We start from the raw sequence: 18469 nt of genomic DNA, 5'->3' as shown, positions 1-18469 counted from the left end.
CAGGGCTATGCCGCGCAGGGGCATTGGCGCTGCCATTCGCCCCTGCGACCGCCGGCGGCTGGCCTATTGCACCAGCGGCGAGTCGGCGGCGGCGAGTTCCACGCCGAGGACCGTGGCCCGGCCGGCGAGCAACTGCATGTATTGGTGCAGCGCGCGGGCGCGCGACTGCTGCGACAGTTCCACGGCGATGCGGTCGCGGACCTCGTCGAACGAGGCCTGCCGGCCCTGCCGCCGTCCCAGCACCTCGACGATGTGAAAGCCGTATCGGCTGTGCACCAGCCTGGGGCGCAGCCCGATCCCGCGCAAGGGGTTCTTCTGGTGGAAGAACTCGTTCGCGAGCTCGTCCGCGCACTCGTGCGGTCCGAACCAGCCGAGGTCGCCGCCCTGCGCGCCGGTCGGGCAGTTCGACAGTTCGCGCGCCAGTTCGGCAAAGCGGCTGGCGGGCACGTCCTTGCCGCTCAAGTCCAGCAGGGCCTGCTCGGCGCGGACCACCAGCTTGTGCACGTCCACGGCCGGCGTGACGGCAAAGAGGATGTGCCTGGCGTGAACCTGCGCACCCTGGACGTACCGGGACTGGTGCGAGTCGTAGTAACGCCGGCACTCCTCGTCGGTGGGCGGCGGCACCGGCACCAGCCGTTCGAGCATGGCCTGGATCACCTGCTGGTCGCCGGCGGACAGGACGGGCGCTTCGTCGTCGCCGTGCGGTGGCAGCAGCCCCTGGCGTGCCGCCTCTTGGCGCAGCAGTTCGCTCCAGGCGCGCTCGCGCAAGGCGTCTTCGGCCAGGCGCTCGCCCTCGGCCAGCAGGTTGATGCCGTTGACCGAAGCCGGGGCGGCCGGCGCCGCGTGGCCGCCGCAGCCGCAACCGCCGCTGCCGCATCCGTCGTGACCCGCGCTCATGCCGTCTTCCCGGGTTCGAGCACCAGTTCCGGCAGCGCCGGGGCTTCCGGCGCGCGAGACGGTGCCGCGGCGGCGGCGGGGGCGCGCTTGAGCAGCCGGCGTGTGCGCACCACCTGGTACGGACGCACGAAGTAGGCGAGGGTGCCGAAGCCGCTCCAGACGTGGACCAGCCGCGTGAACGGAAACACCAGGAACAGCGTCATGCCGAGGAACATGTGCGCCTTGAACACCCAGCCGGCGTCGGCCAGCAGGTCGGCGGCGCCGCCGCGGAAGGTGACGATGCGCTGGGCCCATTCGGCCAGCTTCATCATCATGCTGCCATCCATGTGCTGCGCGGACAGCGGGATCGTCAGCAGGCCCAGGGCGAACTGCACCCACAGCAGCCCGAGCAGCATGATGTCGCTGGCCCGCGAGGTGGCGCGGATCCGCGGGTCGGTCAGCCGCCGGTTCAGCAGGATCGTCACGCCGATGAAACCGAGCACGCCGAACAGGCCGCCGGAGACCATCGCCATCAGCTGCTTGTTGCCGGCGGAAATGAAGGGCTCGTACAGGAAGTGCGGCGTCAGCAGGCCGGCGCCGTGCCCCGCGAGCAGGAACAGGATGCCGACGTGGAACAGGTTGCTGCCCCAGCGCAGCTGGCCATGGCGCAGCAACTGCGACGAGTCGCTCTTCCAGGTGTACTGGTCGCGGTCGAAGCGGACCAGGCTGCCCAGCAGGAAGATCGTCAGGCAGATGTACGGGTAGACCCCGAACAGGAACTGATTGAGGTAGGTCATGCGCGTGCTCCCTGCGCCGGCGTGTTCTTGCGGACGATGTGGATGGGTTGCGGCTGGCCCGGCGCGGCCTGGCCCTTGCTGTCGCAGCCGCCGAAGGCCTCGGGCTCGGCCCAGCTCTCGTCGATCGGCGCGTCGTCGACGACCGGCACCGCCTCCGCCTTCTGGCCCGCGAGCTCCAGCACCGCGGCCAGCACGCTGGCATAGCGGCTGTCGCGCTTGCGCAGCGCGCTGAAGATCGAGTTGAGGATGTGCGCCATCTCGCCGAGGAACTCGCGCGCGACGGCCGGTGGCTGCGTGGACGCGAACTCGAGCACCACGCACAGGTGGTCCGGCAACTCGTGCGGACCCAGGAACAGGCCGGCCTTCTCGTAGGTCTGCGTGAGGTCGATCATGGCCGGCCCGCGATCGCGCGAGTCGCCGTGCACGTGTTCGAACAGGTGCAGCGACGTCGCCCGGCCGCGGTCGAACAGTTCGACATAGCGCGATTCCAGGTCGATGGGGTCGATGCGCTGCATCTCGGCGGCGAAGGCGCGCAGCTCGGCCCGGCGCGCTTTCGGCAGCGCGGCCTCGGCATCGATCGCGTCGGACAGTTGCGGCAGCACTTCGCGCAGCCGCGCGTCGGGATAGCCCAGCAGCAAGGCCAGGGCGCGCAAGGTGTGGCGGTTCTTCTTCATGGCGGCCTCTACACGACGGACTTGATCGGAATGGTGCGGGGCTTCTTGCCGCCGAACAGGCTGGTCTCCGACTGCCCCTCGGAGCAGCCGTTGCCGAACGAGAAGCCGCAGCCGCCCTTCATGTCGAAGGTGTTCTCGGCGTACTCGCGGTGCGTGCTCGGGATGACGAACCGGTCTTCGTAGTTGGCGATCGCCATCACCTGGTACATCTCCTCGACCTGCGCCTGCGTAAGACCGACCTGGTCGAGCACGGCCGCGTTCTCCACGCCGTCCACGTGCTTGCCGCGCTGGAAGGCGCGCATGGCCAGCATCCGCTCGAGCGACCGGACCACCGGCCCGGTCTCGCCGGCGGTGAGCAGGTTGGCCAGGTACTGCACCGGGATGCGCATCTGCTGCACGTCCGGGATCTCGCCGTTGGCGCCGAGGTGGCCGGCATGCGCCGCCGACGCGATCGGCGACAGCGGCGGCACGTACCACACCATCGGCAGCGTGCGGTACTCCGGGTGCAGCGGCAGGGCGACCTTCCAGTCGATCGCCATCTTGTATACGGGGCTGGTGCGCGCGGCTTCCATCCAGGCGTCCGGGATGCCGTCGATGCGTGCCTGCTCGATGACCTTCGGATCGTTCGGGTCGAGGAAGATGTCGAGCTGGGCCTGGTAGAGGTCCTTCTCGTTCTCGACGCTCGCCGCCTGCTCGATGCGGTCGGCGTCATACAGCACGACGCCGAGGTAGCGGATGCGGCCGACGCAGGTTTCGGAGCAGACGGTCGGCTGGCCGGCCTCGATGCGCGGGTAGCAGAAGATGCATTTCTCGGCCTTGCCCGACTGCCAGTTGTAGTAGATCTTCTTGTAGGGGCAGCCCGAGACGCACATGCGCCAGCCGCGGCACTTGTCCTGGTCGATCAGGACGATGCCGTCCTCCTCGCGCTTGTAGATCGAGCCGGACGGGCACGATGCGACGCAGGCCGGATTCAGGCAGTGCTCGCACAACCGCGGCAGGTACATCATGAAGGTGTTCTCGAACTGGCCCACCATCTCCTTTTGCACCTTGTCGAAATCCGCCAGGTTGGCGTCCTTGCCGCGCTTGGCGAATTCGCCGCCCAGGATCTCCTCCCAGTTGGGACCCCACTCGATCTTCTCCATGCGCTGGCCGGTGATCAGGCTGCGGGGACGTGCCGTGGGCGCCGCCTTCATCTCCGGCGCCGTCTGCAGGTGCTCGTAGTCGTACGTGAACGGCTCGTAGTAGTCGTCGATCTGCGGCAGGTTGGGGTTGCTGAAGATCTTCATCAGCAGCTGCCACTTGTTGCCCTGGCGCGGCTGGATCGAACCGTCGGCGTTGCGCACCCAGCCGCCGTTCCACTTGCCCTGGTTTTCCCACTCCTTGGGGTAGCCGATGCCCGGCTTGCTCTCGACGTTGTTGAACCAGGCGTATTCCATGCCGGGGCGGCTGGTCCAGACGTTCTTGCAGGTGACCGAGCAGGTATGGCAGCCGATGCACTTGTCCAGGTTGAGGACCATGCCGATCTGTGCGCGGACTTTCATGCGTGTTCTCCCGTCGTGGCAGGGGCGGCGACCTCGTCGAGCCAGTCCACCTTGTTCATCTTGCGCACCACCACGAATTCGTCGCGGTTGGTGCCGATCGTCCCGTAGTAGTTGAAGCCGTAGCTGAACTGCGCGTAGCCGCCGATCATGTGCGTGGGCTTGAGCACGATCCGGGTGACCGAGTTGTGGATGCCGCCGCGCTGGCCGGTGATCTCGGAGCCGGGGGTGTTGATGATCTTCTCCTGGGCGTGGTACATCAGCACCATGCCCGGGTTGACCCGCTGGCTGACCACCGCGCGGGCGGCGATCGCGCCGTTGACGTTGAACAGCTCGACCCAGTCGTTGTCGGCGATGCCGGCCCGCTTGGCGTCCTCCTCCGACAGCCAGATCACCGGGCCGCCCCGGTTGAGGGTGAGCATCAGCAGGTTGTCGCTGTAGGTCGAGTGGATGCCCCACTTCTGGTGCGGCGTGATGAAGTTCAGCAGGATCTCGGTGTTGCCGTTGCCCTTGATCTTCTCGATCGAGCCCGTGGTCTTCAGGTCCACCGGCGGCCGGTAGCTGGAGAACTGCTCGCCGAACGCCGCCATCCACGGGTGGTCCAGGAAGAACTGCTGGCGTCCCGTCAAGGTGCGCCATGGGATCAACTCGTGCACGTTGGTGTAGCCGGCGTTGTACGAGACCTTCTCGCTTTCCAGCCCGCTCCAGGTCGGCGACGAGATGATCTTGCGCGGCTGCGCCTGCACGTCGCGGAAGCGGATCTTCTCGTCCTCGCGGTGCAGCGCGAGGTGCGCGTGGTCGATGCCCGTCTGCTTGCCCAGCGCCTCCCAGGCCTTCACGGCCACATGCCCGTTGGTCTCGGGGGCCAGCTGCAGGATCACCTCGCAGGCGTCGATGTCGGTGTCTATGGACGGCCGGCCCTTGGTCGGGCCCCTGTCCTTGACGGTGCCGTTCAACTGGCCCAGCTGCTCGACCTCGGTCTGCGTGTTCCAGGCGATGCCCTTGCCGCCGTTGCCTGCCTTGTCCATCAGCGGGCCGAGCGCCGTGAAGCGCTTGTACACGTTGGGGTAGTCGCGCTCGACCACCGCGATGTTCGGCGCCGTCTTGCCGGGAATCAAGTCGCAGTCGCCGCGCTTCCAGTCGGCGACGCCGAAGGGCTGCGCCAGCTCGGCCGGCGTGTCGTGCATCAGCGGCGAGAGCACCACTTCCTTCTCCACGCCGAGGTGCCCGGGGCACAGCTCGCTGAACTTCTTCGCGAAGCCCTTGTAGATCTCCCAGTCGCTCCTGGCCTGCCAGGCCGGGTCCACCGCCGTCGAGAGCGGGTGGATGAAGGGATGCATGTCGCTGGTGTTGAGGTCGTTCTTCTCGTACCAGGTCGCGGTGGGCAGCACGATGTCCGAGTAGAGGCAGGTGGTGCTCATGCGGAAGTCGAGCGTGACCACCAGGTCCAATTTGCCTTCCGGCGCCTTGTCGTGCCACACCACTTCCTGCGGCTTCGCTTCGTCGGCGCCGAGGTCCTTGCCTTGCACGCCGTGGCTGGTGCCCAGCAGGTGCTTGAGGAAGTACTCGTGGCCCTTGCCCGAAGAGCCCAGGATGTTGGAGCGCCACACGAACAGGTTGCGCGGCCAGTTCGCCGGATGATCCGGGTCTTCGCACGACATCTTCAAGGTGCCGTCCTTCAGCGCCTTGACGACATAGTCCTTGCCTTCCATGCCGGCCGCCTGCGCGTCGCGCACCACCTGCATCGGATTGGTCTGCAGTTGCGGCGCGGAGGGCAGCCAGCCCATGCGCTCGGCGCGCACGTTGTAGTCGATCATGCTGCCGGCGAAAGCCTTCCTGTCGGCCAGCGGCGACAGCACTTCCTCGACGCCCAGCTTTTCGTAGCGCCACTGGTCGGTGTGGGCGTAGAAGAAGCTGGTGGAATTCATCTGCCTGGGCGGGCGGATCCAGTCGAGCGCGAAGGCCAGCGCCGTCCAGCCGGTCTGCGGCCGCAGCTTCTCCTGGCCGACGTAATGCGCCCAGCCGCCTCCGCTCTGGCCGATGCAGCCGCACATCATCAGCATGTTGATGACGCCGCGGTAGTTCATGTCGCTGTGGTACCAGTGGTTCATCGCCGCGCCGATGATCACCATCGACTTGCCGCGCGTCTTGTCCGCGTTGTCGGCGAACTGGCGGGCGACGGTGACGATCTGTTCGCGCGGCACGCCGGTGATCTTCTCCTGCCAGGCGGGCGTGTAGGGGGTGTCGTCGTCGTAGCCCTTCGCGCCGAGTTCCCCCTCCAGGCCGCGGGCCACGCCGTAGTTCGCCACCTGCAGGTCGAACACCGTGGCGACCTGCGCGCGGCGCTCCTCGCCGGCCTTGCCCAGCGAGATCGTCTGCACCGGCACCGTGCGCACCAGGACGTCGCCGCCCTGCGCGTTGTTGGCGAAGTGGGGCGTCTTCGCGCCGCCGAAGTAGGGGAACGCGACCCGAGCCGTCTCGGTGCTGGCCGCGCCGCCTTCGAGCACCGACAGCTTCAGCTTCACCTGTTCGCCATGGCGGGCTTCCTTGTCCTCCAGGTTCCACTGGCCCTGGTCCGGGCGGCCGTCCGGGCCCCAGCGGAAGCCGATGGCGCCCTTGGGCAGGACGACCTTGCCGGCGTCGTCGAACGCCACCGTCTTCCACTCCGGGTTGTTCGACTGGCCGAGCTTGCCGTTGAAGTCGGAAGCGCGCACGTAGCGGTCCGGCACCATCACGGTTTCGCCGGAAGGCAGCCGGTGCTCCTTGAGCATCACCAGCATCGGCAGGTCGGTGTAGCGGCGCGCGTAGTCGTCGAAATACGCCGACCGCTTCTCGAAATAGAACTCCTTGAGGATCACGTGGCCCATGGCCATCGCGACGGCGGCGTCGGTGCCCTGCTTGGGATGCATCCACAGGTCCGACAGCTTGGCGACCTCGGAGTAGTCGGGCGTGATCGCCACCGTCTTGGCGCCCTTGTAGCGCACCTCGGTGAAGAAGTGGGCGTCCGGCGTGCGCGTCTGCGGCACGTTGGAACCCCAGGCGATGATGAAGCTGGAGTTGTACCAGTCGGCCGACTCAGGGACGTCCGTCTGCTCGCCCCAGATCTGCGGGCTGGCCGGGGGCAGGTCGCAGTACCAGTCGTAGAAGCTCATGCACACGCCGCCGAGCAGGCTCAGGTAGCGGCTGCCCGCGGCATAGCTCACCATCGACATCGCCGGGATCGGGGAGAAGCCGATCACGCGGTCGGCGCCATGCTGGCGAATGGTGTGGATGTTCGCCGCAGCGATGATCTCGTTGACCTCGTCCCAGCTGGAACGGGCGAAGCCGCCCATGCCGCGCACCTGCTGCCAGCTCTTGCGCCTGGCGTCGTCGCCGACGATGGTGGCCCAGGCCAGCACCGGCGCCATGGTGCGCCGCGCCTCGCGCCAGGCCTTGAGCAGCCGGCCGCGCACCATCGGGTACTTGACCCGGTTGGCGCTGTACAGGTACCAGCTGTAGCTGGCGCCGCGGGCGCAGCCGCGCGGCTCGTGGTTGGGCATGTCCCAGCGGGTGCGCGGATAGTCGGTCTGCTGGGTCTCCCAGGTGACGATGCCGCCCTTGACGTAGATCTTCCAGGAACAGGACCCGGTGCAGTTCACGCCGTGCGTGCTGCGCACGATCTTGTCGTGGGCCCAGCGGTCGCGGTAGGCGTCCTCCCAGGTGCGGTCTTCGCCGGTGGTCTGGCCGTGGTTGCCGGAGAACGGCTCGCGGGCCTGCGAGAAATACGTGAGGCGGTCGAGGAAGTGGCTCATGATTCGTTGTGTCCTTCTGATGCGGCCATGCCGGGCAGGGCCCGGCATGAATACGGTGTCAGCACGGCATCGGCGCGTTGCGGCGGGCGTAGTACCACCAGGTGATGGCGATGCACAGGAGATAGAAGGTGATGAACACGTACAGCGCGGCTTCAGGCCCGCCGGTCAGCGTGATCGAGGTCCCGTAGCTCTTGGGAATGAAGAAGCCGCCGTACGCCGCCATCGCGGCCGTGAAGCCCAGCGTCGCCGCGCCTTCGGTGTTGCCTTCCTTGACGGCCGCGGCCCTGGCGTCCGCCGTGGGCTGCGTGACGCGCGCCAGCGCTTCGTTCAGGAAGATCACGGGAATCATCCGGAAGGTCGAGCCGTTTCCGATGCCGGTCGTGAAGAACAGCACCAGGAACATCAGGAAGAAGCCGGTGAAGCTGCCGCCCGACGGCCCGCTGGGCAGGAAGTAGAGGACGCCGACCACGGCGCCGGCCATCACGACGAAGTTCCAGAATGTCACCCGCGCGCCGCCCAGCTTGTCCGAGAGCCAGCCGCCGAACGGGCGGATCAGCGCACCGACCAGGGGGCCCAGCCAGGCATAGGCCAGCGGATTGACGCTCGGGAACTGGTTCTTGATCAGGAGCGGGAAGCCGGCCGCGTAACCGATGAACGAGCCGAAAGTGCCGAGATACAGGACGCACATCAGCCAGTTGTGCTTGCGCCGGAAGATGGTGGCCTGGGTCGCGAACGAGGCCTTCACGTCGGCGATGTCGTTCATCCCGAACCAGGCCGCCAGCGAGGCGAGCACGATCCACGGCACCCAGATGAAGGCGGCGTTCTGGGTCCACACCTGCACGGTCTGGCCGTTCTTGATGATGGTCTGCGCGTCGCCGCCGAAGATGCCGAACACGCCGGCCGTGACAACCAGGGGGCTCAGGAACTGCACCACGGAGACGCCCAGATTCCCCAGGCCCGCGTTGACGCCCAGCGCCGAGCCCTTGCGCTCCTTCGGGAAGAAGAAGCTGATGTTGGCCATGCTGGAGCTGAAGTTGCCGCCGCCCAGGCCGCACAGGAGTGCCAGCATCAGCATCGTCGGGTAGCTGGTCGTGTTGTCCTGCACCGCCAGCCCGATGCCGACCGCGGGGATCAGCAGGCTGGCCGTGGAGATCGCCGTCCAGCGGCGGCCGCCGACGACCGGCACGATGAACGAATAGAAGATGCGCAAGGTGGCGCCCGAGAGCGCCGGCGCCGCGGCCAGCCAGAACAGCTGGTTGGTGGAGTACCTGAAGCCCAGCGCCGGCAGTCCCACGGCGACCACGCTCCACACCTGCCACACGGCGAATGCCAGGAACAGCGCGGGCACGCTGATCCACAGGTTGATCTTGGCGACGGCCTCGCCCTCGCGCTCCCAGAACGCCTTGTCCTCCGGCGTCCAGATCGACAGCACGCGGCCGCGCCGGGCCGGTAAGGTGGTGGTGCTCATGATCAGGCCTTCTGCAGGTTGGGGGTGAGGGCGGCCTGCGCGTCGGGCGACAGCGACGGCAGGTGCAGTTGCGGGAACGACGGGCCCTCGGGGGCGTGCGAGCCCATGACTTCGGTGCGGCGCACCTCGGTGAAGTACATCCAGATCAGGGAGACCCAGACCACGCCGTACATCAGCATGAAGGCGCTTGAGCGCAGGCCGGTGAGGTCCATCAGCGCGCCGAACATGATCGGCAGGACGAAGCCGCCCAGTCCGCCGGCCAGGCCGACGATGCCGGAGATGGTTCCGATGTTGTGCGGGTAGTCGTCGCTGATGTACTTGAACACGCTCGCCTTGCCGAAGGCCCACGCGATGCCCAGGATGAACATCAGCGCCGTGAAGGCGTACACGTTCAGGCCGAGGCTGAAGCTCCTGGGGCCGTTGACGGTGATGAAGGTCACGTCGAACTGCGGGTAGGACAGCATGAACAGGCAGATCCAGCTGACCCACATCACCCACCAGGTCATGGTGTGGGCGCCGTACCTGTCGGACAGCCAGCCACCGATCGCGCGCAGCACGCCGCCGGGCAGCGAGAAGCAGGCGGCCAGCAGGGCGGCGACGCGGATGTCGAGCCCGAATTCGCCGACGTAGTACTGCACCATCCACAGCGACAGGGCGACATAGCCGCCGAACACGATGCTGTAGTACTGGCAGTAGCGCAGCACCTTGGGGTCCTTCAGCGCCTTCAGCTGGTCGACGAACTTCACGTTGCTGGGCACCAGGTGGCCGGGGTCGCTGTAGCTGAAGAACCAGAACAGGACCAGCGTACCGAGCATCACGGCGGCGTAGACCTGCGGCACCAGGGTCCAGCCGAAGGCGACGAGCAGCGCCGGCGCCAGGAACTTGTTGACCGCGGCGCCGGAGTTGCCTGCGCCGTAGACGCCCATCGCCATCCCCTGGCGCTGCTTCGGGAACCAGCGCGCCACGTAAGGCGTGCCGACCGAGAACGAGCCGCCCGCCAGGCCGACGAACAGGCCGATGACGAGGAAGTGCCAGTAGGCGGTGGCGTACGCCATCAGCCAGATCGCCGGTACCGTGGCGGCCATCAGCACGGCCATCACGATGCGGCCGCCGAAGCGGTCGGTCCAGATGCCGAGCGGCACGCGGATGAGCGAGCCGGTGAGCACCGGCATGGCGGTGAGCAGGCCGAATTCGGTCGCGTTGAGGTTCAGCGCCTTCTTGATCGGGATGCCGATGACGCCGAACATCATCCAGACCATGAAGCAGACCGTGAACGCCAGGGTGCTCACGGCCAGGACCGACCACGACTGGCGGGTCACCACGACATGCGGATGATGGGTCTTCTGGTGCATAGAGGTTCGCTCCACTGGGGCTTTCTTGCCTGGAGCGAACTATGGTCGCGGGGGCCCGCGAGGAACATCCTCCGGTGGTGCAGCGGCGGCTGGCCGGAAGGAGGAGGGCGGGGCGGCCCGCCATCGTTCTTTCGAACTATGGCGGGGCGCTGGCGCGGTCGGGCGGCTGCCGGTTCAGGGACGCGGCTCGCCCGCGTTCCTGACGAGGCCGGCGGCGAACACCGCCGCCTGCACGCGCGACGTGAGGTCCAGCTTGCGCAGGATGTGCTGCACGTGGATCTTCACCGTGGTCTCGGCGATCTGCAGCGTCCGCGCGATTTCCTTGTTGCTCGCGCCGAGGGCGATCTGCTCGAGCACCTGCTGCTCCCGGGTGGACAGTTGCGCCAGCGGATCGCGAGCGGGAGCGGCGGCCGCCGGCACCGCCGAGGAGGTCTGGAACGCCGAGACCAGCTTGCCGGTCAACTCCTGGCTGACCACGGCTTCGCCGCGCATGGCACGATGGATCGCCTGGGCGAGCAGGTCGCCCTCGATCGTCTTGAGCAGGTAGCCGTGCGCGCCGCCGCGCAGCGCGGCCTGCAGGTCCTGCTCGTCCTCGCTCACCGTCAGCAGGATGATGCGCGCCCGGGGCGCGGCTTCCTTCAAGCCCGGCAGCGCCTGGATGCCGGTGGCGCCGGGCAGGTGGTTGTCCAGCAGGATCACGTCCGGCTGCAGCGCCGCCGCCTGGCGCACGGCCTCGCCCGCGTCAGACGCCTCGCCGGCGACGGCGAGGCTGCGGTCGCCCGCGAGCAGCGCCACCAGCCCGCGCCGGAACAAGGTGTGGTCGTCCACCACCAGCAGGCGCACCGGCGCCGTCGCGGATCCGTTCATGCCAAGGCTCCCAGCGCCGGCGCGGCCGGCTCGAGCGCGGCGGCGGCCGGCAGGTCCAGCGTCACGGCGCAGCCGCGGCCCGGGCTCGAGTCGACCCGCACCACGGCGGCTATGCGCTGCGCGCGTTCCTGCATGATGCGCAGGCCCACATGGGTCTCGTCCGCGTGGCCAACGGCGGCGTCGAAGCCGAGACCGTCGTCGCGCACCTCGAAGCGCCAGTGCGGCGTGCGCGACACCCGCAACACCACCTCGCGCGCCCCCGCGTGCTTGCGCACGTTCGACAGCGCCTCCTGGATGATGTGCAGCACCTGCACCTGCACGTCGGGCGCCAGCGGCACGCCGTGGCCCTCGATCTCCAGGCGCACCTTCATGCCGGTCTGGTGCTCGAACTTGGACAAGGTCGTGCGCAGGGCCGGCTCGATGTCTTCCTCGTTGGTGCGGGTGCGGAAGTGCACCAGCAGTTCGCGCACGTCGGCATAGCTCTCGCGCACGCCGGCCTCGAGCTCGCCGATGATGCCGTTCATGGCGGCGGCGTCTTCGCGGCGCATCGCGTCGCGCAGCAGCTGCACCTGGATCTTGAGGAAGGCAAGCGACTGCGCGATCGAATCGTGCAGCTCCTGCGCCAGCAGGGCGCGCTCCTGCGCGACCGCCGTCTCGCGCTCCAGTGCCGCCGCGCGCAGGCTCTCCATGGCGCTGGCCAGGTGGGTGGCCAGCGTGTCGAGCAGGTCGCGGTCCTCGTCGTCGAGGGCCACCGGCTCACGGAAGAACAGGTCGACCTCGCCGAGGACGCGGTCGTGCAGCTTGACCGGCACGGAGATCAGCGTGCGGAAGCCGGCGCGCTGGCAGTTTCCCATGGAGACCGCCGGGTCCGGAACGATCGGTATGGTGCGGATCGAGGCCTCGGCCCGGCGCTGCCCGCACAGGCACATGCCGGTGTCCAGGCAGGCTTCGGACTGCAGCAGCGCCGCCGGCAGGCCGTCCGCGGCGAGCAGGAGGTAGCGCTGGTTGCCCTCGTCGGACCAGCGCACCGCGGCGGCGTCCGCCTTCGCGATGCGGCGGACCTGGACGGCGAAGCCGCGGGCCAGCGCGTCGAGGCTGGGCGCCTTCGCCAGGAACGCGCTGGCCTCGTACAGGTCCGCCAGCCGCTGGCGCTTGACCTCCAGCCGCGCGGTCTTCTCGCGCACCTTGTCTTCCAGGCTGCCGTAGAGGGACTGCAGCGTCTGCGCCATCTCGTTGAAGCCGGCCGAGAGCTGCCCGAACTCGTCCAGCGTGTCGACCTCGACCCGCGTGGAAAGGTCGCCGCGCTGCACCGATGTCAGCCCGCGCTTGAGGCGCGCGAGCGGGTTGAGCACGAACAGGTAACCGGCATACAGCATGGCCACCACCCCGGCGATCGCCAGGCCCATCATCGCCAGCTGCACGCCTTGCAGCAGGGTGGTCGAGCGCGACATCTGCGCTTCGATGGCCGCGACAAAGCCGTCGATCAGCGCGACGAAACGGCCCGCGTCGCGGGCCGCGTCCTGCGCCGTGGGACGGTCGGCCGTCCACTGGGCCCGCAGCTGCCGCCAGGTCTCGGCGATCTGCCGGAAGCGCTGGCGCGAATCCTCCGACCAGGGCACGAACAGCGGCCGCGACGGGTCGCCCGAACGCAGCAGCGCGACGCTGGCGTCGAAACTGCGGATCAGGGCCAGCGTCTCGCCGCTGGGGCCGCTGGTGGAAGCGGCCAGGGCCAGCCGGTAGGTCTGCATCCTCATCCGGCCGGCCTCGTTGACGGCGGCGGCGCCGCCTTCGAGGTTCCACGTCACCCACAGCGTGGTGCCGATGGACGTGAGCGCCAGCACCAGGAACGTGAGTCCGCTGACGTAGAGCTTGGCGGTGAGCGTCCAGCTTTTCATCGGGCCACGCTCGCGTGCGGCGGCGGCGCCTTACTTGACGAGCAGCACCGGGATGTCGGCGTCGGCGACCACCTTCTGGGCCACGCTGCCCATGAGCGCCCGGCTGATCAGCCCGTGCCCGTGGGTGCCCATCACGATCATGTGCGCCTTTTCGCGCCTGGCGGCCTTGAGGATCTCGTCGGACGGCGCGCCGACGACCCACCTGGTGCGATACGGCGCCGGGTGCCGCTTGAGGAAGCGGGTGATCGGATCCAGCACCTTCGCCGATTCGTCCTTGTAATAGTCGTTGACGGTGCTGGCCCCCACCATGGTCTTCACCCGAGGCGGGACGGGCGGCTGCACGTGCAGCACGACCACCTCGTCCCCGGGGCCGGCGAGGTTCTCGTGGGTGGCGAGGAACGCCAGGGCTTTCTTCGTGAACTTGCTGCCGTCGGCGGCAAAGAGGATTTTCATGTCGGAAACTCTTTCCGGTTGTCGCTGGGAGCCGCGCCTTCAGCGCAGGACGAGGACGGGCACCGTGCTCTGCGTGAGCACGTGCTGGGTTTCGCTGCCCAGCAGGATGCGCTTGATCCCCTTGCGGCCGTGCGAGGCCATCACGATCAGGTCGCAGCGGTGCTTCTTCGCCGCCGCGAGGATGGATTCGGCCACCAGGTCCGAGCGGGCGACGACGGCCTTGGCCTTGATGCCGGCGGACTGCGCCGCGCCGGCGACGGCGTCGACCACGTCCTGGCCCTTGTCGGTCCACTGCTTTTCGATCCGCGCGACTTCCTGCGGCGACACGCTGATGCCGCCCTCGAAGTAGCTCACCGGATAACGCGGCACCACGTACAGCGCGACCAGTTCGGCGCCGATGGCGCCGGCCAGGTCGATGGCGCTTTTCACGGCCTTCTTCGACAGGGGCGACCCGTCGGTCGCCACGAGGAGTTTTCGGTACATTCTTGTGCTCCCGCGGCCGAGATATTGAGCGCCGCGCCTTGAGCTTAGAGCCCATCGGCCCTTGGCCCTTGATCAATGTCAACGGGGTCGCCCCAGCCGGGCCCTAGCCTTGCCGCATGCAACCTGACGTCCTTGCTCCCGACACCGGCCGCGTGCAGGCTGCGCCGGCCGGTGGCTGGCACGCCGTCGACGACCCGCTGGAATGGGCCGCGTTCAGCCGGCCGCTGCGCGACCACGAAGGCTGGCAGGAGTCGTACCTCGCGATCCAGGGGATGCACTGTGCGTCGTGCGCGCTCACCGTGGAACAGGCGCTGGCGCAAGTCCCCGGCGTGCAGGCGGTGCAGGTCAACGGCGCCAGTGCCACTGCCCGCGTGACCTGGTCGCCGGAGACGAGCCGGCCTTCGCAATGGCTCGCCGCGCTGCAGCGCGCCGGTTACGGCGCGGTGCCCGCCGGCGATCTGCTCGATGCCGCCGCCCGCACCAGGGAGCAGCGCCTGCTGCTCTGGCGCTGGCTGGTGGCGGGCTTCTGCATGATGCAGGTGATGATGTACGCATGGCCCGCCTATGTCGCCGCGCCGGGCGAGATCACCCCGGACATCGCGTCGCTGCTGCGCTGGGCGTCGTGGGTGCTCACGCTGCCGGTGGTGCTTTTTTCCTGCTGGCCGTTCCTGGCCGCCGCGCTGCGCGACCTGCGCCGCCGGACAGTGGGCATGGACGTGCCGGTGGCGGCGGGGATCGCGATCGCCTTCGGCGCCAGCACCGCCGCCACCTTCGATCCGTCCGGCATCCTGGGCAGCGAGGTCTGGTTCGACTCGGTGACCATGTTCGTCTTCTTCCTGCTGTCGGGCCGGCTCCTGGAGCAGCGGCTGCGCGACCGGACGGCCGGTTCGCTCGAGGCCCTGATGCGGCGACTGCCGCAGGCGATCGAGCGGCAGCGCCCGGACGGCGGCTTCGAGCGCGTCGCCGCACGCCGCCTCGCGGCGCGTGATGTGATCAGGGTGCTGCCGGGCGAGGTGTTCCCGGCCGACGGCGTCGTGCTGGAGGGCCGGACCCGGGTCGATGAGTCGCTGCTGACGGGTGAATCCCGGCCGCTGGCGCGTGCGGCGGGCGAGCCGGTGATCGCCGGCAGCCAGAACCTGAGCGGCGTGGTGCTGGTGCGGGTGGAGCGCACCGGCGGCGAGACCCGCTACGCCGGCATCGTCGCGTTGATGGAGCAGGCCGCGGTCGAAAAGCCGCGGCTGGCGCGCATCGCGGACCGCATCGCGAGCCCCTTCCTGCTGGCCGTGCTGGCCGCGGCCGCGGGTTCGGCGGCGTGGTGGTGGGCGGTGGATCCGGCGCAGGCGCTCGGCGTGGCGGTGGCCGTGCTGATCGTCACCTGCCCCTGCGCCCTGTCCCTGGCCACGCCGGCGGCGACGCTGGCCGCGGCTGGCGCCCTCGCCCGGCAAGGCATCCTGGTGCGGCGCCTGCAGGGGCTGGAGTCCTGCGCCGGCATCGACACCGTGGTGTTCGACAAGACCGGGACCTTGACGCTCGACCGCATGGGAGTCTGCGCCACGCGCACGCGCCCCGGCGTGGACGCCGGCGAGGCGGTGGCGCTGGCGGCTTCGCTGGCGCGCCACTCGCTGCACCCGGCATCGCGGGCGATCGTGGCGGCGGCCGGCAGCGAGACCTGGCCGGCGAGCGAGGTGGCGGAACAGGCGGGTCGCGGCGTGGAGGGCCGGCTGACCGTGCCGGGCGCGCCGGCCCGGCAACTGCGGCTCGGGTCCGCCGCCTTCTGCGGCGCACCGGCCGGGGCGGCGCCAGCCGGACAATCGATGGTCCACCTCGCCGACGACGCTGGGTGGCTGGCCCGTTTCGAACTCGACGAGACGATCCGCACCGATGCGGCGGCCGCCGTCGCGGTGCTGAGGCGCGAGGGCCTGCAGGTGCAGTTGCTCTCGGGCGACGCCGCCCCCGCCGTGCAGCGGCTGGCGCGGCGCGCCGGCATCGCGGAGGCGCACGGCGACTGCTCGCCCGAGGACAAGCTCGACCGGGTGCGCCGGGCGCAGGCGGCGGGCCGGCGCGTGGCAATGGTCGGCGATGGTGTGAACGACGGCCCGGTGCTGGCCCGTGCGGACGTCTCGATCGCCATGGGCGACGCCGTGCCGCTGGCACAGGCGAGATCGGATTTCATCGTGCTCGGCGGGCAGTTGCTGGCCGTCGGCACGCTGGTGGCCCAGGCCCGGCGGACGCAGCGCATCGTCCGCCAGAACCTCGCCTGGGCCGCCGGCTACAACGCCGTGTGCGTGCCGCTCGCGGTCGTCGGCTGGATGCCGCCATGGCTGGCCGGCCTGGGCATGGCGGCGAGTTCGCTGCTGGTGGTGGCGAACGCCGCGCGGCTGGCGCGGATCTCAGGCCCGGCCGGGGAGGGCGAGGCAACCGCCGCGCCCGTGCCGCTCGCGGGCCAGTCCGCCTGAATCCGGGCGGCGCCATATATCAACGTCAGCGAATGAATCCGCCATCCCCCAGCTACCCATTCCCGGGAGTACTCCCATAGCCCTCGCCGGGTATGGACGCCCATCCCGAATCAATTTATATTAGTCATCATGGATATTCTCTTCATCCTCATCCCGCTGTCGGTCGCGCTCGCGCTGCTGATTCTGGGGGCGCTCGGCTGGGCCGTCTGGCGCGGCCAGTTCGAGTCGGTGGATGCCGAGGGAGAGCGCATCCTGCGCTCCGATTGATCAACCGAAAGTTTGATCTCGATCAACCTTTTCCGGCGAGTTTGATCTGCGTCAACAGTTCCTCGCCGCAGCGCAGCAACACTCCGGCGGTCACGAAAAACGGGTAGAGCACCATGGATAAACAGGGAGCCGGGACGGCGCTGTACAACGACACCGTTGTGCGCCAGTTCTCGCTGGCGGCAGTGGTCTGGGGGGTCGTGGGGATGCTGGTGGGGGTGTTCATCGCCGCCCAGCTCGCCTGGCCCGAATTGAATTTCGGCATCCCCTGGCTGAGTTACGGCCGGCTGCGGCCGCTGCACACCAACGCGGTGATCTTCGCCTTCGGGGGCTGCGCGCTCTTCGCCACCAGCTACTACGTGGTGCAGCGCACCTGCCATGTGCGCCTGTTCGGCGACAAGCTCGCCGCCTTCACCTTCTGGGGCTGGCAGGCCGTGATCGTCGCCGCGGCGATCAGCCTGCCCCTCGGTTACACGTCAAGCAAGGAGTATGCCGAGCTCGAGTGGCCGATCGACATCCTGATCACGCTGGTCTGGGTCTCCTATGCGATCGTCTTCTTCGGCACCATCGGCATCCGCAAGGTGCGCCACATCTACGTGGCGAACTGGTTCTACGGCGCCTTCATCCTGGCGGTCGCGATCCTGCACCTGGTCAACAGCGCCGCGATCCCCGCCGGCTGGATGAAGTCCTACTCGGCCTACGCCGGCGTGCAGGACGCGATGATCCAGTGGTGGTACGGCCATAACGCGGTTGGCTTCTTCCTCACCGCCGGCTTCCTGGGAATGATGTACTACTTCATCCCGAAGCAGGCCGAGCGGCCCGTCTACAGCTACCGCCTGTCGATCGTCCACTTCTGGGCCCTGATCTTCACCTACATGTGGGCCGGCCCGCACCACCTGCACTACACGGCGCTGCCGGACTGGACCCAGTCGGTCGGCATGGTGTTCTCGCTGATCCTGCTGGCCCCGAGCTGGGGCGGGATGATCAACGGGATGATGACGCTGTCGGGCGCGTGGCACAAATTGCGCGACGACCCGGTGCTGCGTTTCCTGATCGTGTCGCTGTCGTTCTACGGCATGAGCACGTTCGAGGGCCCGATGATGTCGATCAAGACCGTCAACGCGCTCTCGCACTACACCGACTGGACCGTCGGCCACGTGCACTCCGGGGCGCTGGGCTGGGTCGGCCTGATCACCATGGGCTCGCTGTACTACCTGGTGCCGCGCCTGTACGGCCAGAAGAAGATGTATTCGGTGCCGGCCATCGAGCTGCACTTCTGGATCGCCACCATCGGCATCGTGCTGTACATCGCCGCGATGTGGATCGCCGGCGTGATGCAGGGCCTGATGTGGCGCGCCGTCAACGCCGACGGCACGCTGACCTACACCTTCGTCGAATCGGTCAAGGCGACCTATCCCTTCTACGTGATCCGCGCCCTGGGCGGCCTGCTGTACCTCGCCGGCATGTGCGTGATGGCCTGGAACACCTGGATGACGGTGGCGCGCGGCCGGTCGGTGCGCGTCCCGGTGGCCGTCCCCGCCGCCGCCTGACGGAG

The 18469-nt window shown here is 68.6% G+C and carries 14 protein-coding genes; 3 read left to right on the top strand and 11 right to left on the bottom strand.

Annotated features, from left to right (window positions below; all coding sequences use genetic code 11):
• Window positions 1-63: 63 nt before the first annotated feature.
• The 11 genes from RAMLITH_RS08165 to RAMLITH_RS08115 all read right to left on the bottom strand — a co-directional run bounded on the left by RAMLITH_RS08165 (window position 64) and on the right by RAMLITH_RS08115 (window position 14194).
• On the bottom strand, window positions 64-897 hold the full coding sequence (locus RAMLITH_RS08165; RefSeq protein WP_168106870.1) for a peptidylprolyl isomerase: 834 nt from the start codon (window positions 895-897) through the stop codon (window positions 64-66).
• Window positions 894-1673, bottom strand: a complete 780-nt coding sequence (narI, locus tag RAMLITH_RS08160) for a respiratory nitrate reductase subunit gamma (protein WP_168106869.1) — start codon at window positions 1671-1673, stop codon at window positions 894-896. Before narI ends, RAMLITH_RS08165 begins: the two co-directional genes overlap by 4 nt.
• Complete coding sequence (narJ, locus tag RAMLITH_RS08155) at window positions 1670-2347, bottom strand: nitrate reductase molybdenum cofactor assembly chaperone (protein ID WP_168106868.1); 678 nt, start codon at window positions 2345-2347, stop codon at window positions 1670-1672. The genes narI and narJ overlap by 4 nt, the downstream gene beginning before the upstream one ends.
• Window positions 2348-2355: 8 nt before the next feature.
• Window positions 2356-3888: a nitrate reductase subunit beta gene (gene narH, locus RAMLITH_RS08150; protein ID WP_168106867.1), complete on the bottom strand. Its 1533-nt coding sequence runs from the start codon at window positions 3886-3888 to the stop codon at window positions 2356-2358.
• Window positions 3885-7676, bottom strand: coding sequence for a nitrate reductase subunit alpha (locus RAMLITH_RS08145; RefSeq protein ID WP_168106866.1), 3792 nt, complete (start codon window positions 7674-7676; stop codon window positions 3885-3887). Before RAMLITH_RS08145 ends, narH begins: the two co-directional genes overlap by 4 nt.
• Window positions 7677-7734: 58 nt before the next feature.
• The gene (locus RAMLITH_RS08140; protein ID WP_168106865.1) at window positions 7735-9144 is read right to left on the bottom strand and encodes a NarK family nitrate/nitrite MFS transporter; all 1410 of its coding nucleotides are present in this window, start codon (window positions 9142-9144) and stop codon (window positions 7735-7737) included.
• A 2-nt stretch (window positions 9145-9146) separates the two neighbouring features.
• The gene (locus tag RAMLITH_RS08135) at window positions 9147-10496 is read right to left on the bottom strand and encodes an MFS transporter (RefSeq protein WP_168106864.1); all 1350 of its coding nucleotides are present in this window, start codon (window positions 10494-10496) and stop codon (window positions 9147-9149) included.
• 174 nt (window positions 10497-10670) lie between these two features.
• The gene (locus RAMLITH_RS08130; RefSeq protein ID WP_168106863.1) at window positions 10671-11363 is read right to left on the bottom strand and encodes a response regulator; all 693 of its coding nucleotides are present in this window, start codon (window positions 11361-11363) and stop codon (window positions 10671-10673) included.
• On the bottom strand, window positions 11360-13258 hold the full coding sequence (locus tag RAMLITH_RS08125; protein WP_168106862.1) for a type IV pili methyl-accepting chemotaxis transducer N-terminal domain-containing protein: 1899 nt from the start codon (window positions 13256-13258) through the stop codon (window positions 11360-11362). Before RAMLITH_RS08125 ends, RAMLITH_RS08130 begins: the two co-directional genes overlap by 4 nt.
• A 30-nt stretch (window positions 13259-13288) precedes the next feature.
• Window positions 13289-13711 (bottom strand): universal stress protein, encoded by a 423-nt coding sequence (locus RAMLITH_RS08120; RefSeq protein ID WP_168106861.1) that lies wholly within the window; start codon window positions 13709-13711, stop codon window positions 13289-13291.
• A gap of 39 nt (window positions 13712-13750) precedes the next feature.
• On the bottom strand, window positions 13751-14194 hold the full coding sequence (locus RAMLITH_RS08115) for a universal stress protein (protein ID WP_168106860.1): 444 nt from the start codon (window positions 14192-14194) through the stop codon (window positions 13751-13753).
• A gap of 116 nt (window positions 14195-14310) precedes the next feature.
• On the opposite strand from RAMLITH_RS08115, the gene RAMLITH_RS08110 reads away from it, so the two are divergent.
• From RAMLITH_RS08110 to ccoN, 3 genes are all read left to right on the top strand, one after another.
• Window positions 14311-16650 (top strand): heavy metal translocating P-type ATPase, encoded by a 2340-nt coding sequence (locus tag RAMLITH_RS08110; RefSeq protein WP_168106859.1) that lies wholly within the window; start codon window positions 14311-14313, stop codon window positions 16648-16650.
• 129 nt (window positions 16651-16779) lie between these two features.
• Window positions 16780-16917 (top strand): cbb3-type cytochrome oxidase assembly protein CcoS, encoded by a 138-nt coding sequence (ccoS, locus tag RAMLITH_RS08105; RefSeq protein WP_168106858.1) that lies wholly within the window; start codon window positions 16780-16782, stop codon window positions 16915-16917.
• A gap of 113 nt (window positions 16918-17030) precedes the next feature.
• On the top strand, window positions 17031-18464 hold the full coding sequence (gene ccoN / locus RAMLITH_RS08100; RefSeq protein WP_168106857.1) for a cytochrome-c oxidase, cbb3-type subunit I: 1434 nt from the start codon (window positions 17031-17033) through the stop codon (window positions 18462-18464).
• Window positions 18465-18469 lie beyond the last annotated feature (5 nt).

This window comes from Ramlibacter lithotrophicus (assembly GCF_012184415.1).
Lineage (GTDB): Bacteria > Pseudomonadota > Gammaproteobacteria > Burkholderiales > Burkholderiaceae_C > Ramlibacter > Ramlibacter lithotrophicus.
The sequence above is the reverse complement of the archived record's forward strand: the minus strand, read 5'-3'. Positions and strand labels throughout refer to the sequence as shown.

Coding starts and splice junctions, on each gene's coding strand:
- RAMLITH_RS08165 (WP_168106870.1), bottom strand. CDS start 897: ATGAGCGCGGGTCACGACGGATGCGGCAGCGGCGGTTGCGGCTGCGGC.
- narI (WP_168106869.1), bottom strand. CDS start 1,673: ATGACCTACCTCAATCAGTTCCTGTTCGGGGTCTACCCGTACATCTGC.
- narJ (WP_168106868.1), bottom strand. CDS start 2,347: ATGAAGAAGAACCGCCACACCTTGCGCGCCCTGGCCTTGCTGCTGGGC.
- narH (WP_168106867.1), bottom strand. CDS start 3,888: ATGAAAGTCCGCGCACAGATCGGCATGGTCCTCAACCTGGACAAGTGC.
- RAMLITH_RS08145 (WP_168106866.1), bottom strand. CDS start 7,676: ATGAGCCACTTCCTCGACCGCCTCACGTATTTCTCGCAGGCCCGCGAG.
- RAMLITH_RS08140 (WP_168106865.1), bottom strand. CDS start 9,144: ATGAGCACCACCACCTTACCGGCCCGGCGCGGCCGCGTGCTGTCGATC.
- RAMLITH_RS08135 (WP_168106864.1), bottom strand. CDS start 10,496: ATGCACCAGAAGACCCATCATCCGCATGTCGTGGTGACCCGCCAGTCG.
- RAMLITH_RS08130 (WP_168106863.1), bottom strand. CDS start 11,363: ATGAACGGATCCGCGACGGCGCCGGTGCGCCTGCTGGTGGTGGACGAC.
- RAMLITH_RS08125 (WP_168106862.1), bottom strand. CDS start 13,258: ATGAAAAGCTGGACGCTCACCGCCAAGCTCTACGTCAGCGGACTCACG.
- RAMLITH_RS08120 (WP_168106861.1), bottom strand. CDS start 13,711: ATGAAAATCCTCTTTGCCGCCGACGGCAGCAAGTTCACGAAGAAAGCC.
- RAMLITH_RS08115 (WP_168106860.1), bottom strand. CDS start 14,194: ATGTACCGAAAACTCCTCGTGGCGACCGACGGGTCGCCCCTGTCGAAG.
- RAMLITH_RS08110 (WP_168106859.1), top strand. CDS start 14,311: ATGCAACCTGACGTCCTTGCTCCCGACACCGGCCGCGTGCAGGCTGCG.
- ccoS (WP_168106858.1), top strand. CDS start 16,780: ATGGATATTCTCTTCATCCTCATCCCGCTGTCGGTCGCGCTCGCGCTG.
- ccoN (WP_168106857.1), top strand. CDS start 17,031: ATGGATAAACAGGGAGCCGGGACGGCGCTGTACAACGACACCGTTGTG.